The following is a 14,629-nucleotide window of genomic DNA, read 5'->3' as shown; positions in this document are numbered from 1 at the left end:
TTCCCCCGGTTGCCGGTGGGGGTTTCGCCGGGTGCAATCTTAGCGGCGGGGCGGCGCGGGGGGTGTGGGGATGTCCTCCTTTTGGCGGGGGGATGTCATACCCGGAGGCGAGTGACGGGTGTGGTGACTGGTCGGTAGGGTCCCGCGTATGTCCAGACGCATGCTCGTTCTCGTTCCTGTTCTGCTGGCGCTGGCGGTGGCCGGCGGGTGCGGTGGCGGCTCTGATGAGCCGGCGAAGAAGGCGGATTTCGACGCGGCGCAGACGCTGGGCCGGGCGGCGCAGGCGATGGGGGCGTTGAAGAGTGTCGGGTTCTCGCTGGAGTCGGACGGCAAGACGCCGGTGATCGTGAAGGGCGGCGACATGAAGCTGCTCAGGAGCGGGGACGCGCAGGGGACGCTGACGATCGAGCAGCAGGGCCAGAATGTGGAGATGAAGGTCGTCGCGCTGGGGGACAGCATCTATCTGGACGCGGGGACGGGCGGCTGGCGGAAGCTGCCGAAGGCGTTGGCGGCGAGCGTGTACGACCCGTCGGCGGTGCTGGATCCGCGGCGGGGGATTCCGATGCTGCTGTCGTCGGCGAAGGCGCCGGTGGCGCAGGCGGTGGAGAAGGTGGACGGCGCGGAGGCGTACCGGGTGGGCGCGAAGTTGCCGAAGGCGCAGATCGCGGGCCTGATTCCGGGGATCGGCGAGGACATGGACGGGCAGGTGTGGGTGCGGCGGGCCGATCATCGGCTGGTGAAGGTGCGGGGGGCGTTCCCGGGGGGCGGCGCGGTGGTGATCTCGTTCACCGAGTTCGACGCCGCGTACAAGATCAGCGCGCCGAAGTAGGGCGGCGGGGGTGCGGGTGAGGCGCCGGGTCGCGATCGGCGCGGGCGGCGCGGTGGTGCTGCTGGCGGCGCTGGACGCCTATGTGGTGACGACGGTCCTGGTGCCGATGGTGAAGGACGTCGAGGTTCCGATCAACCGGCTGGAGCGGGTGACGCCGGTCCTGACGGGGTTCCTGCTGGGGTATGTGGCGGCGATGCCGCTGCTGGGGCAGTTGTCGGACCGGTTCGGGCGGCGGCCGCTGCTGCAGGCGTGCCTGGTGTTCTTCGCGGTGGGGTCGGTGGTGACGGCGCTGGCGCAGGATGTGCCGGTGCTGACGGCGGGCCGGGTGGTGCAGGGGATCGCGGGGGGTGCGCTGCTGCCGGTGACGATGGCGTTGGCGGGGGATCTGTGGGAGGAGCGGCAGCGTCCGGTGGTGCTGGGCGCGGTGGGGGCGGCGCAGGAGCTCGGGAGTGTGCTCGGCCCGCTGTACGGGGCGGGGGTCGCGGCGGCGCTGGACTGGCGGGCGATCTTCTGGATCAACGTGCCGCTGGTGGCGGCGGCGATGGTCGCGGTGCAGGTCGCGGTACCGGGCGGGCGCGGGGCGGGGCCGCGGCCGGGGGTGGACGTCGTCGGGGGGCTGCTGCTGGCGCTGGGGCTGGGGCTGCTGGTGGGGGCGGTGTACAACCCGGAGCCGGAGGAGTCGGCGCTGCCGTCGTGGGGGGTGCCGGTGCTGGGCGCGGGTGTGGCCGTCCTGGCGGTGTTCGTGGTGTGGGAGGTCAGGTCGCGGACGCGGCTGCTGGATCTTTCGGGGGTGCGGCGGCTGCCGCTGCTGGCGACGCTGGGCGTGAGCCTGCTGTCGGGCGCGGCGCTGATGGTGACGCTCGTGGACGTGGTGCTGGTGGCGCAGACGGTCCTGCACAAGGACACCACGGAGGGCGCGCTGCTGCTGACGAGGTTCCTGGTGGCGCTGCCGGTGGCGGCGGTGGCCGGGGGACTGGTCGCGCGGCGGGTGGGGGAGCGGGTGCCGATGGCGGCGGGCATGGCGGTGTCGGCGGTGGGTTATCTGCTGATCGCGGGCTGGCCGGCGGATCTGGCGAGCGCCTCCTACGGGCCGCTGCCGCGGATGGACGTCGATCTGGTGGTGACCGGCCTGGGGCTGGGCCTGGTGATCGCGCCGGTGTCGTCGGCGGTGCTGGCGTTCGTCCCGGCGGGGCGGCACGGGGTGGCGTCGGCGGCGGTGGTCGTGGCGCGGATGATGGGGATGCTGCTGGGCGTGTCGGCGCTGTCGGCGTGGGGGTTCTACCGGTTCCACGCGTTGACGGCGGATCTGAAGCCGCCGCTGCCGTTCCTGATGTCGAAGGACGAGTTCGCGCGGGAGATGGAGGTCTACAACGCGGCCCTTCAGGACGCGCTGCGCACGGAGTACCAGGAGATTTTCTGGATCACGGCGGGGGTGTGCGCGCTGGGGGCGCTGCTGGCGCTGGCGGTGGGGGCGCGGCGACCTCCCGCCCCGGGCCGGGAGGATGACCTAAATCGGTCATCAACCGGGCATATCGGGCGTGAACTGGGAAATGATTCGGCCAGCGGCGATGTGCCGATAGACGAACTCGGGAATATCCTCGGTAAAGAAGGTTGAATGCCTCTTGCCGGGATGGCGCTCCCCGGGGAGGTGAACGCAGATGCGCAGGTCAGGCATCCGCCGCGGAGGCACGCCGCTCGTCCGGCTGCGCCGTCGGCTCGGCCTGGAGCGAAACGCGCTGCGCCGCCGCGTGGACCGCGTGCAGCGGCTGATCGCGCTCGGGCTGCTCCTGCTGCTGCTCGGAGCGGCCCCTCCGCTGGCCGCCCTGGCCGTGAACTGGTCCTACGGCGCCGGCATGAGCGCGGAGCACGCCGAGCACGCGAACCGGCGGCAGGTGGTCGCGACCGTCACCTCGACCGGCGGGGTCGGCTCCGTCGGCGACCGCTACATCCATGAGACCGTCCAGGCGACGTGGCCGGGCGCGAACGCGCAGCCCCACGTCGGGACGCTGCCGAGCTGGAAGGACGTCAAGGTCGGCGCGCACCGGACGATCTGGATCGACCAGCGCGGCGACCCGACGGTGCGTCCCCGGCCGCACAGCCGCACGGTGACGGACGCCGTCTACGCGGGCTCCGCGGCCGTCCTCGGCTGCGCGGTCCCGGTGCTGTTCGCCTACGCGCTCGTCCGCCGCCGCTGCGACCGGCACCGCGACGCGATGTGGGACGCCGACTGGGCCCGCATGGACGCCGCCGGCCACAATCCGCGCTCCTGACGCCTTAGGCGGCGTGGACGTCACGGGGCGTGGACGTCACGGGGCGAGGAGGGCGCGAGCCGTCTGGATCAGGGTGGCGTTGTCGCCGGCCGGGCTGCCGTCCGGGAGGGTGAGGGTGTCCTCCAGCCCGATCCGGACGTCGAGGTTGTGCCGGACGGCGAGGCGCAGCACCGGCCACGCGCCGCCGTCCTCGCCGTGGAGCAGGATCGGCCGGGAGTGCCGGGTCCCGATCGCGTGCAGGAGCGCCTTGGCGGTGCCGGTGGCGGTCTCCGGGGCGGTGTCGGTGACCTCGGCGAGGATGCGCAGCACGTGGTGGGCGTGCGGCCAGCGCAGGAACCGCTCGGCGGCGTCGGTGCCGGAGAAGATGCCCGCCTCGATCGCGACACCGCGCTCGAACAGGGCCTCGGCGACCATCTCGGCGCCGGCCTCGTGGAAGTTCACGGACGCGTGGTCGGGCAGGACGGTCCAGGACCGGATGAGCGCGGCGCGCTCGGCCGGGTCCGGGGCCGTCCAGGCGCCGGTGGTGACGCCGACGCCGATGGTCGGCGTCCGCGCCCGGACGGCGGCGACGGTCTCCGCGACGTGCAGCGCGTCGAGGGTGTCGGCGCCCGAGCCGTCCTTCGGGTGCAGGTGGACGTCCTGCGCGCCGACGTCGGCCGCGGCGCGGACCGCGGCGGCGACCTCCTCGGGCGAGACCGGTACGCCCTCGGTCCGGGTTCCGTTCGGGCAGACCTGGAGCATGGTCCGATCTTCTCAGGTGCGCGTCATGGGGCGATCACGCAGGGTCCCCCTCCGCACACGTCCACGACCGTGCCGGTCTTCAGGAAGACCGCCTTCTGCCGGCGCGCGTCGGCGTTGTTGCGCGGGTGCGAGTGCGGGTCGGCGCCCTCGGTCGGCGGCGTGTTGGTGAGCGGCGGCGCAGGGGCGCCGCTGTCCCACACGATCATGGCGGAGCCGTCGTAGGACGAGCCGAACGCCGGGATGCCCCAGTACGGCTCCGTGTCGGGGTTGCGGCCCGGACGGACGGTCGGCGCGTGGACGCGGGCGCCGATGGTGCGCGCCTCGACCTCGGCGGCGACCGGCGCCACCTGGTGGTCGCCGAACGCGACGTGCATCAGGACGCGGTGCGCCGGCGTGCCGGGCAGCGGATCGTCGGTCATGTGCAGGGCGTAGCCGTTGGCCTCGCCCCGGTCCCACAGCATCTGGATCAGCGCGAGGCCGATCTGCTGGTCGAGCTTGTCCGGGTAGAACAGGTCGAGGACCTGCGCGTACTCCGGGAAGTCGGCGCTGCGGTTGAGCAGCGTGCTGTAGTTCATGGCCGGGACGCCGAGGACGGCGCGCCGGATGTCGGGGGACACGGCGGTGAGGGCGCCGCCCATGATCCCGCCCTGGCTGTTCCCGTCGTAGGTCAGCTCGGCCCCGGTGTCGATCAGGGGCGCCCCGGCGCCGTTCTGGAACGCCTTGTGCCCGGCGAACCCGCGGGTCATGGCGCGGCCGAGGAAGGTGAAGTCGAGCAGGCTCTGCTGGAGGCGGTCGGCGACCGTCCGGAAGCGGGTGAGGTCGGCGAGCGCCGTGATCACGTTCGGCACGTCCTCCTCGGACATGCCGATCCACCTGGTCGCGCAGAACATGAAGCCGTGCTCGGCCGCCATCGCCTTGACGTTGCCCGCGTCGACCTCGCCCTCGCTGCCGAGGAGCCCGTGCCCGTAGAGGGCCGGACGCGCCGGCGAGGTGAACGCCGACTTCGGGATCTCGCACTGGAACGGGACGGCCTGGGAGTTGCCGGGCAGCTGCGAGGGCCGCCCGTCCCGGTCGCGGTGCAGGGACGCCCCGGGCAGGCCGCCGTACTGGTCGAGGTAGCTCGGCGCCCACACGACGCCCCTCACCTCGCGGGCGATCTTGTCGTCGACGTCGTCGGTCACCTGCGTCACGAGGAACGAGGGGGACCGGTCGCCGAGCTTGCGGAGCGCCTCGTCCCGCATGTGCAGCACGGGCCCGGCGAGGCTCTGCCGGCTCGCGACGGTGAAGTCCCAGGCCAGGTAGAGGCCGTCGCGGCCGACGCCGTTGGCCTGGAGCGCGGCGAGGACCGTCCGCTCGTCCCGCTGCCGCGCGGCGAGGGGGTCGCCGGAGGGCAGGTCCGGGCCGAGGATCTTGGTGAACGCGGCGTTCGGCCCGATCACGTTCCCGGACGCGTCGCGCAGGTTCCGGAACGCGACCGCGTAGTGGTGCCCCTCCAGGAAGTTCTTCGCTGGACGGACGATCAGTGCCTTCCGGTCGTCGGGCGCGTTCGCGTCCAGTTCCGCCCAGTACGGCCAGCGTTCGCCGGTCGCGGTGTCCACGATCACGATGGGGGCGTCGGCGCGCAGCGAGGAGCCGATGTCGGTGATCGGCGCGGCCCCCGTGCGGGTCAGGTCGACGCCCGGGACGCGGCTGAGCAGCATCGAGCCCGGGGAGAAGCCGTCCGCGCGGTTCCACTCGCCCGGCGACACGGGCAGGCCCAGCGCGTTCTTGATCGTCGTCCCCATGTGGACGCGGCGGCCCGTCGCCGTGCCCGCGTCCGCCACCGTGTACCAGTCGCTCGGGAACGGCAGCAGGCACGCGGCCGGGTCGATCGGATCGCACCCGTCGCCGGTCCCGGCCGACGCGGCCGGCGCCGGCGGGACGGCCAGCAGGGCGAGGGACGCGGCGATCGCCGCGAGGGCCGACAGGGTGCGCTGGGGGAGACGCAACGTCCACCTCCGGAAGATCGCGGCGTGTAGCGTGATCTTGGTCTCAGCGGCGCGCGAGGTCAAGGGGCGTCCGAAGGTGGCCACCCCGTTTGTCGGCCGCGGTGGGCCCGTGCGAGCGCAGGACGACCGGCGCCCCCAGCGCGTCCTCCACCGTCTCGACGGGGTCGCCGAGCGGCCCGTAGACGGGCCTCGCGCGCAGCAGCCGGCGGGTGAGGGCGGCCTGGCGGTCCAGGTCGGGCGGACCGGCCTCCAGGCGCTCGACCCGCCCGCCGTCCATCGTGTAGGCCCGGCAGGCACGCAGGTCTGGACGCGCCCCCGCGACGTCCAGGTGCGTGACCGCCAGGCCGTCCACGCCGCCGGCCGCGTCCAGCGCGTACCGGAGCGCGACGGTGTCGAGATGGCCGACCCGGAACGCGCCCTGCCAGCGGCCCGCGCCGTTGTGCCGGTCCGGGAGGCCGGCGGTGAGCGCGGGGTCCTCGGTGACGAACGGGCCCGGCCCGTGCCGGGTCGCGTACGCGCGCAGCACGCCCAGCCGCACCGCGGACGCCCCCGCCTCGGCCAGCAGCGCCTCGGCGTTGGCGAACGTCGTCGTCGACCAGGTCGTGTACGGGTGGAAGCCGTGCCACTCGTCCAGCAGGACGCCCTGCGCCCCCTCGAACACGACGTTCCCGCCGCGGAGCAGCCCCCGCAGGTGGCCGCCGCCGACGATCCGGACCCTCTCGCCGAACGCGGCGAAGGCGTCGGCGCACGCGCCGGCGTCCGGGACGTCCCCGCCGCCCGGGAACGTGTCGCGGTACCAGTCGCGGACGGCGGCGAGCCGGCGGCGCAGCCGCGCGGGCGACAGGCAGTCGCCCGCGCGGGGCGCGTCCTCGTGCGCGAGCGCGTAGGACGCCGTCTCGCCGACGCCCATGCCGCACGACCCGTGCCGGGCCGCGCCGCGCGCGATCTCCCGCGCGCGGTTGGCGGCCCGGTGGTACGGCGTCGTCAGCGGCGCGTCCCCGTCCACGGTCAGCCGGTCGAGCGCGTCGCGGACGCCGAGCGCCCGCAGGTGGCCGGCCTCGGCGGCGAGGGCGAGCGGATCGACCAGCATGAACCGGGACAGGTGGGTCCGCACGCCGCGCGTGAACGTCCCCGAGCCGAACTGGGCGAACGTGTGGTGCCGCCCGTCCGCCAGGACGACGTTGTGCGCCGCCTGGGCGCCGCCGTTGAAGCGGACGACCGCCGCGACCACCCGCGCACCGGCGGCTCTGGGGGGCCGTCCCCCCAGAGCGACGGGGTCCGCGGTGCAGAGGTGGTCGACGACCGTGCCCTTGCCCGCGTCCCCGAAACCGAGGTCGACGACGATCACGTGGTCCGGCATGGTCAGAGGCGGGTCGTCGCGGACGGCCCCGAGGCGTCCAGCCCCGGCGGCGTGGACGAGACGGCGACCGGCGCGCGGGACGCGTCGAGCCGGGCGAGGGCGCGCGACACCGACGCGCCGGCGTCCGACCCGGCCTCGGCCAGGTGATCCAGGCCCTCGTCCAGGTCGATGGCGTCCTCGGCGAGCCCGATGGTCAGCGCGATCGTCTCGCAGACCGCGTCCAGGTCGTCCAGGTAGAGGACGTTCTGGCCGAGGAGGTCCCGCCAGAAGCCGGTCAGCTCCCGGCTCCCGGAGTGGTACGCGCCCTCGGGGATGATGAAGTACACGTCGTACATGCGCCGCAGCTCGCGGACGATCTCGGCGACGGGGACGTCCTCGTCCGGCTCACCCCCGATGACCTTCGCGACCTCGCTCCGCTTGACCTTCGGATAGGCCAGCTCGTCGCCGATCATGAACAGGTAGCCGCGCTTCCCGCGCTTCTCGAAGCAGTCGATCGAGGTGTGCCGGGCCATGAAGTACATGGCCAGCTCGTACGACTCGCGCATCTGGCCGCCGCCCCCGCCTTCGAGGAGGATCTTGCCCAGGTCGTCGTCCATCCGGTTGTCGGCCTCGAACTGGCCGATCTGCAGCGGCGCCCGGTCGCAGGTCGCGTCGCCGACCGCGCCGAACAGGATGTGCGGGTCCCGGACGTAGCCCTTGCGCAGCAGCAGCCCGAGCAGGTCGGGGAGCTTGGTCTGGAGCGTCCGGGGCACGTTGCCCATCGACCCGGTCACGTCGAACAGCACGCCGATCGCGAGCGACTCGGGGTGGTCGTCGGAGTCCCGGCTCTCCCGGGCGGTCACGCCGCGCGGGTCCAGGTCGGCGTGGACGGCGGTCGCGCCGCCGTCGGAATAGGCGAACGCGCTCGCGCCGGTGGACGCGCGGTAGCTCGCGCGGGCGGTGTAGACGTCGGTGGACCAGTGTCCGCTTCCCATGGCGGTCTCCTTCAGTGCGGGGAGGGCAGGTGGAAGGGGCGGAAGCGCCGCCGGCCGTAGAGCCGCTCCAGCAGCTCGTCCAGCTCGGCCAGCAGCCGCCAGGCGTCGGACGGGCGCCGGTTCCGCGCGGGCAGCGTGCAGCCGCGCGCGAACGAGCGCATCGCCGGGGGCGCCTTGCCGCCCATGAGGCCGGTCATGCACCGGGTGGCCATGAAGATGTCGGTCGCGGGGCTCGCCGGACGCCGTCCCGGCACCTCGGGCGGGTACCGGCCGGCGTACCGGTCGACCATCGCGGGGACGCGCCCGGACGGGCCGGCGCCCCCGCGGCCTCCGAGCACCGAGTAGCACCAGTCGACGAGGACGAGGCCGTGCTCCGCCGGATGGATCATCACGTGGTCGGGCAGGACCGCGCCGTGCAGGACGCCCGCCCTGTGCGCGAACCCGAGGCCGACCAGCAGCCGCCGCCACATCCACGCCGCGTCGCGCGGGTCGACGCCGTCCGGGTACGCCCGCCCGACCTCGGCCAGGCTGTGGAACCCGTCCAGCGCGGCGACCACGTTGACCTGCCGTTGCGCCCCGGTCGCCGCGTCCCGGTGGCGGAACGACTCGACCAGGCGGGGGACGTACGGCAGGAACCTCGCGTCGCCGTCCCCGGCGAGCCGGCTGAGCGCCGCCGCCTCGCGCTCGACCAGGTCGCCGTCGCGCGGATCCCGCGGCATCTTCACCAGCACCCCGAGCCCGGACCCGGAGCGCGCCGGGTACAGCTCGGCGAGATCGCCGCCGATCGGGTCGCCGTCCAGGCGGTACGCGTGGCGGCGGGTGGTGATCACGGCCGGATCGTCGCGGTGGCGGGCGCGCCAGAGCGCGCTCAGCCTGATGAACGCGTCGCGGGTGCGGCCGCCCGTCGCGTCCGGGTGGACGAGCCGGGCCAGCCGCCGGTACCGCCGCACCGCCTCCGCCTCGTCCTCGCCGAACAGGTCGGCCGGGACGCGCGCCCGGTCCAGCCGCGCCAGCGCGTCGTCCAGCTGGTTCGCTTCGCTCATTTCTGTTCCTTGTGGGGGGGCGACCCCCCACGCCCCCCGGTTCGCTTCGCTCATCTCTGTTCCTTGTGGGGGGCGACCCCCCACGCCCCCCGGTTCGCTTCGCTCATCTGATCTCCTCCTCCCGGCTGGGCCGCAGCAGCGCCGGGTGGAGCAGGCGGGCGTCGCCGGCGCGGTAGAGGCGGGGGCGGGGCCCGCCGCGCCGGCCGCCCCGGTCGGCCGTCGTGCCGGTGCCCTCCACGAACCCCGGCACCGACAGGACCTTCCGGTGGAAGTTGCCGGCGTGCAGCTCCTCGCCCCACACCGCCTCGTAGACCGCCCGCAGCTCCGGAATCGTGAACTCGGCGCCGCAGAACGCCGTGGCGAGCGGGGTGTACTCCAGCTTCCCGCGCGCCCGCTCCAGGCCGTCGGCGAGGATCCGCGCGTGGTCGAACGCGAGCCGCCGCGTGGTGCCGGGACGCTGCTCGCCGGACTCGGTCAGGCCGAGCGCATCCACCGGCACCCAGGCCGCGTCGGCGGCGTCGCCGCCGGCCTCGGGATCGGGCAGCTCCGGCGCGAACGCCAGGTGGGCGACGGAGATGATGCGCATCCGCGGGTCGCGGCCGGGCGACCCGTAGGTGCCGAGCTGCTCCAGATGGACGCGGCCGAGCGCGCCGCCCTCGGCGCTGAGCCCGGTCTCCTCGGCCAGCTCCCGGACGGCGGCGTCGGGCAGGTCCTCGGCGTCGTCGCCCTGCAGCGGCCCGCCCGCCTGGACGAAGCCGCCCGGCAGCGCCCACATCCCCGCGTACGGGGCGTGCCCGCGCCGGACCAGCAGGACGTGGAGGGCGCCGTCGCGGATGGTCAGCGCGACGACGTCCACCGTCACGGCGACCGGGTCGTAGTCGCGCGGGTCGTAGCCCGCGAGGAACTCGGCCTCGTCGCGCCTCGGTTCCGGGGTCATCCGCGCCCCTCCATCAGTCTCGGAACGAGTAAGTCTCAAGCTGAGTTCATCTCAACTTGAGAAGAACATACCTCCGGACGGACCGGTTGTCCAGCGCGGGCGGGGTGACGAAGAAGCGGGCGCCGCCCCCCGGTGGGAGCGGCGCCCGCTGCGTTCGGCGGATCTCTACAAAAGCGGAGTTTCCGGACGGGGCCTCAGTGGCGGTGCCTCCCGCCGTCCGGCGGCTCCTCGTGCTCGTCGCCGTAGCCCTGCCCGGGATACGCCTGCTCGCCGTAGGGCCGCTCGCCGGAGCCGTACCGGTCGTACCGGTGGGGGCCGGGCGCGTACGGGTCCGGCACCTCCGGGTCGAGCGCGTACGGATCGGCCGGCCGGCCGGTCGGGCCCGGGGAGTACGGGCCGGACGGCCGCCTCCGGACGTCCCGCTCGTAGCCCTCGGCGTCCTCGGGCGGGGCCCGGTACGGGTCGCGCGCGAACTGGCCGCCCGCCTGCCGGCCGGTCGAGTACCGGCCCGTCGGGTAGGGGCTCTCGGGCATGCCCGGCCGTCCGCCCGGCTCGGGCGCCCGCGGGGCGTCCCACCCGCCGGACGCGTACGGCACCGGCTCGCCCAGCCCGGGCCCGCCCGCCGGGACGACCCCCGGCGGCAGCGCTCCGGGCGGCGGCGCGGCGGCCAGGGGCGCGGCGACCGGGCGGTCCGGCGGCGCGTCCAGCAGCAGCTTCATCTGGCTCTTGCGGCGCCCGTAGACCAGGTAGAGGACGATGCCGACGGCCATCCAGACCGCGAAGTACGCCCACGTCTGGACCTTGAGGTTCAGCATCAGCCAGCCGACCGCCAGGATCGTCGCGAGCACGACGAGCGGTGCCGCCGGCATCCGGAACGGCCGGTGCAGGTCGGGCTGGGCGTGCCGCAGCGCGAGCACCGCGGCGGCGACGAACAGGAACGCGAACAGCGTGCCGATCACGACGAGCTGCTCCAGCGTCAGCACGTCGATCGTCTGCGACATGACCAGCGCCGCGCCGCCGGCCAGCAGGGTGGCGCGGGACGGCACCTTGTAGCGGCTCATCGCGGCGAGCGGGCGGGGCAGCAGCCCGTCCCGGGCCATCGAGAACACCACCCGGGTCAGGCTGATCACCACCACCAGGATGACGGTGGTCAGCGCGAGCACCGCGCCCACGTCGACGATCTTGCCCATCGCGCCCGCGCCGACCTCGTCGAACGCGGCGGCGAGCAGCAGCTTGTCCGGGTTGAGCTTGGCGAAGCCGTCCATCCCGACCATGCCGACCAGCGCGATCGCCACCGCCGCGTACAGCACGATCGCGGTGAGCAGGGCGGTGAGGATGCCGCGCGGCACCTTGCGCGGCGCGTCGTCGGTCTCCTCCGAGGCGGTCGCGATGAGGTCGAACCCGATGTAGGCGAACGCGATGGTCGGCGCGGCGGCGAACAGCCCCCAGACTCCGAACACGTGCGGGGTGCCGCCGCCGAACGCGCCCAGCACGGCGTCCAGCACCGTCTGGTCGCCCTCCGGCGCCGGCCGCGCGGGCGGGACGAACGGGGTGAGGTTCCCGGCGTCGAAGAACTTCAGGCCGGTGGCGATGACGAGCCCGATCACGATGACCTTGGCCATCACCATGTACCACAGCGACTTCAGGCTCAGCCGGCTGCCGGTGGCGAGCATCAGCACGACCAGCAGCAGGATGCCGAGGGCCAGCACGTCCGGGCCCTTCACCTGGCCGATGACGTCGCCGAGCCCGCCGGGCACCGGCACCCCGAAGTCGTGCAGCGCCTGCGTGGCGTACAGCGACCACACCCGCGCGAGCACGGACGCGGCCAGCAGCAGCTCCATGATCAGCGCCCAGCCGACGACCCACGCCCACACCTCGCCGAACGCGACGTAGGCGAAGGAGTAGGCGCTGCCCGCCACCGGGATGATCGAGGACAGCTCGGCGAACGCGAGCGCGGCGAGCACGCACACGCCACCCGCGATGAGGAAGGAGATCAGCACGCCGGGCCCGGCGGTCGAGCTCGCCTGCTCGCCGGCGATCTTGAAGATGCCGGAGCCGATCATGACGCCGAGGCCGAGCACGACGAGATCGCGGGTCCGGTACACCACGCGGAGCCGGTGCCGCCCGCCGTAGAGCCGGCCGGTGGCCTGCTCCACCGGCAGCCGGCGGAACATGTTGTTGCGCATGCGCATGTCCCAGGTCATAGTTCGTCCCCCTTTGGCCGGGGGCCGGGAGTGATGCACCCGCGCCGCTGTTCGCAGGTGATGGCCGTCGAAGCCCCTAAGAATTCACCACGCGCGAGCATAATCGCAACGTTTTCCTCCCGTTGGATGTCGTCTTCGCGTTGTCGCAACCTGCCAAAGCGCAGGTCGGCGACGTGCCGCAGCCGCTCCCTCACGCAGGGCCAACCGACCGCCGAATCAATTTCTACTGGAGCGCTCCGATCGAATACCGGCCATTTCCCATGCGGGAAGCGCTTTATGATCTTTCTGCGCGACCGGGGCCGGCCGGTGCGTACGGTGGCATCGGGTGAAGATCGGTGGCACCGTAGGGACGCCGTGTTCGTCTGGAGGTGCCGGTGTCCCGCTCCCCGTCGCGTACCCGCTCGACCCTCGTCGCCGCCGTGGCCGCCGCCGCGTCGCTGGCCGTCCCCGCCGCCCCGCCCGCGTCCGCCGCGCCGGTCCCCGCGCCCGGCCCGCACGCCGGCCCCGCGCGGCCCCCCGTCAAGCAGCCGGTCGCGACCGGCTACGGCGGCGCCGTGTCCACCGTCGACCTCGACGCCAGCCGGACGGCCCTGGACGTCCTGAAGCGCGGCGGCAACGCGATGGACGCGGCCGTCGCCGCGAGCGCGACCCTCGGCGTCACCGAGCCGTACGTGTCCGCGATCGGCGGAGGCGGCTACATCACCTACTACGACGCGAAGAAGCGCCGCGTCTACGCGCTCGACGGCCGCGAGTTCGCGCCCGAGCGCATGCGGCAGGACTCCTTCATCGACCCGGCGACGGGCAAGCCGCTCCCGTTCGACCAGGCCGTCACCAGCGGGCTCGGCGTCGGCGTGCCCGGCACCCTCGCCCAGTGGGACCTCGCGCTGCGCCGCTTCGGCACCCGCGACCTCGGCGCCCTGCTGCGTCCCGCCATCAAGATCGCGGACCGGGGATTCGTCGTCGACCAGGAGTTCCACGACCAGACCGCCGTGAACGAGGCGCGCTTCCGCGACATCGTCCCGACCCGGCGGCTGTTCCTGCCGGGCGGGAAGGTGCCCGAGGTCGGCTCGGTGTTCCGCAACCCCGACCTCGCCGACACCTACCGGCAGCTGGCGAAGCGCGGCCCGGACTGGTTCTACGCGGGCGGGCTCGGCCGCGAGATCGCCCGGACGGTCGCCGCGCCGCCCGTCGACCCGGCGGCGGACCGCGACGTCCGGCCCGGGCTCATGGAGCGCGGCGACCTCGCCGCCTACCGGGCGGTGGTGCGCGAGCCCACGCACGTCCCCTACCGGGGGATGGACGTCTACGGCATGCCGCCGTCGTCGTCCGGCGGCTCCACGGTGGGGGAGGCGCTCACCATCCTGGGCAACTTCCGCCTCGACGCCCGCGACCCGGTCACGGCCCTGCACTACTACCTGGAGGCGTCCAAGCTCGCCTACGCCGACCGCGGCCGCTACGTGGGCGACGCCGACAAGGTGGACGTGCCGCTGGACGAGCTGCTGTCCGCCGGGTTCGCCCGCGAGCGCGCCTGCCTGATCAAGCCCGGCGAGGCCGCGCCCGCCCCCGTCGCGCCCGGCTCGCCCGACGGGAGCTACGCGCCGTGCGTCCCGCCCGGCACGCAGACCCGCGCGCTCGCGTTCGAGGGCCCGCAGACCACCCACCTCGTCGTCGCCGACAAGTGGGGCAACGTCGTCGCCTACACGCTGTCGATCGAGCAGTTCGGCGGCAGCGGCATCACCGTCCCCGGCCGGGGCTTCCTGCTCAACAACGAGCTGACGGACTTCTCCTTCCAGCCGCCCGCGCCCGGCCAGGCGCCCGACCCGAACCTGCCGGGCCCGCACAAGCGCCCGCGCAGCAGCATGTCCCCGACCCTCGTCCTCAAGGACGGGCGGCCGAGGCTCGCGGTCGGCACGCCCGGCGGGTCCACGATCATCACGACCGTGCTGCAGATCCTGCTGAACCGCATCGACCTCGGCATGGACCTGCCCGCCGCGCTGAACGCGCCGCGCGCCACGCAGCGCAACACCCCGTTCGTCTACGCCGAGCAGCCGTTCATCGAGGCCTACGGCCGCGGCCTCGCGGCGCGCGGGCACCGGCTGGAGGTCTTCCCCGGCCCGCCCGCGGGCGTGATCGGCGCCGCGACGGGGCTGGAGATCCTGCGGCCGGGGCTCGTCCAGGCGGTCGCGGAGCCGGTGCGGCGCGGCGGCGGCAGCGCGCTGGTCGTCCGGCCGGCCCGGTGACCGTCTCAGCCGCGGGACCGGCACGGGTGGCGTGCGCGGACGG

General features: G+C 74.2%; 11 protein-coding genes. 4 read left to right on the top strand and 7 right to left on the bottom strand.

The window, feature by feature from the left end:
• The first annotated feature begins 148 nt into the window (after nucleotides 1-148).
• From SM611_RS09530 to SM611_RS09520, 3 genes are read left to right on the top strand one after another with little or no spacing between them, the layout of a single operon-like run.
• Nucleotides 149-829, top strand: coding sequence for an LppX_LprAFG lipoprotein (locus SM611_RS09530; protein ID WP_371948849.1), 681 nt, complete (start codon nucleotides 149-151; stop codon nucleotides 827-829).
• Nucleotides 830-839: 10 nt separating this feature from the next.
• Nucleotides 840-2,444 (top strand): MFS transporter, encoded by a 1,605-nt coding sequence (locus SM611_RS09525; RefSeq protein ID WP_371948848.1) that lies wholly within the window; start codon nucleotides 840-842, stop codon nucleotides 2,442-2,444.
• A gap of 43 nt (nucleotides 2,445-2,487) precedes the next feature.
• Complete coding sequence (locus tag SM611_RS09520) at nucleotides 2,488-3,099, top strand: Rv1733c family protein (RefSeq protein ID WP_371948847.1); 612 nt, start codon at nucleotides 2,488-2,490, stop codon at nucleotides 3,097-3,099.
• A 36-nt stretch (nucleotides 3,100-3,135) separates the two neighbouring features.
• Here the strand turns inward: SM611_RS09520 and SM611_RS09515 are convergent, their stop codons facing one another.
• From SM611_RS09515 to SM611_RS09485, 7 genes are all read right to left on the bottom strand, one after another.
• Nucleotides 3,136-3,840 (bottom strand): 3-keto-5-aminohexanoate cleavage protein, encoded by a 705-nt coding sequence (locus SM611_RS09515; RefSeq protein ID WP_371948845.1) that lies wholly within the window; start codon nucleotides 3,838-3,840, stop codon nucleotides 3,136-3,138.
• 23 nt (nucleotides 3,841-3,863) lie between these two features.
• The gene (locus SM611_RS09510) at nucleotides 3,864-5,828 is read right to left on the bottom strand and encodes a hypothetical protein (protein WP_371948843.1); all 1,965 of its coding nucleotides are present in this window, start codon (nucleotides 5,826-5,828) and stop codon (nucleotides 3,864-3,866) included.
• A 43-nt stretch (nucleotides 5,829-5,871) separates the two neighbouring features.
• Entirely contained in the window at nucleotides 5,872-7,188 is a 1,317-nt protein-coding gene (locus tag SM611_RS09505) for an adenylosuccinate synthetase (RefSeq protein ID WP_371948841.1), read from the bottom strand.
• A gap of 2 nt (nucleotides 7,189-7,190) precedes the next feature.
• Nucleotides 7,191-8,162, bottom strand: coding sequence for a hypothetical protein (locus SM611_RS09500; RefSeq protein ID WP_371948840.1), 972 nt, complete (start codon nucleotides 8,160-8,162; stop codon nucleotides 7,191-7,193).
• An 11-nt stretch (nucleotides 8,163-8,173) separates the two neighbouring features.
• Nucleotides 8,174-9,205, bottom strand: a complete 1,032-nt coding sequence (locus SM611_RS09495) for a molecular chaperone DnaJ (RefSeq protein WP_371948838.1) — start codon at nucleotides 9,203-9,205, stop codon at nucleotides 8,174-8,176.
• 103 nt (nucleotides 9,206-9,308) lie between these two features.
• On the bottom strand, nucleotides 9,309-10,142 hold the full coding sequence (locus tag SM611_RS09490) for an NUDIX hydrolase (RefSeq protein ID WP_371948836.1): 834 nt from the start codon (nucleotides 10,140-10,142) through the stop codon (nucleotides 9,309-9,311).
• 194 nt (nucleotides 10,143-10,336) lie between these two features.
• Nucleotides 10,337-12,346: an amino acid permease gene (locus SM611_RS09485; protein ID WP_371948835.1), complete on the bottom strand. Its 2,010-nt coding sequence runs from the start codon at nucleotides 12,344-12,346 to the stop codon at nucleotides 10,337-10,339.
• 374 nt (nucleotides 12,347-12,720) lie between these two features.
• Between SM611_RS09485 and ggt the strand changes: the two genes are divergently transcribed.
• Nucleotides 12,721-14,586, top strand: a complete 1,866-nt coding sequence (gene ggt, locus SM611_RS09480) for a gamma-glutamyltransferase (protein ID WP_443112130.1) — start codon at nucleotides 12,721-12,723, stop codon at nucleotides 14,584-14,586.
• The last annotated feature ends 43 nt before the right edge of the window (nucleotides 14,587-14,629 follow it).

Source organism: Actinomadura monticuli (assembly GCF_041463655.1).
In the GTDB taxonomy this organism is placed as follows: domain Bacteria; phylum Actinomycetota; class Actinomycetes; order Streptosporangiales; family Streptosporangiaceae; genus Spirillospora; species Spirillospora monticuli.
The sequence above is the reverse complement of the archived record's forward strand: the minus strand, read 5'-3'. Positions and strand labels throughout refer to the sequence as shown.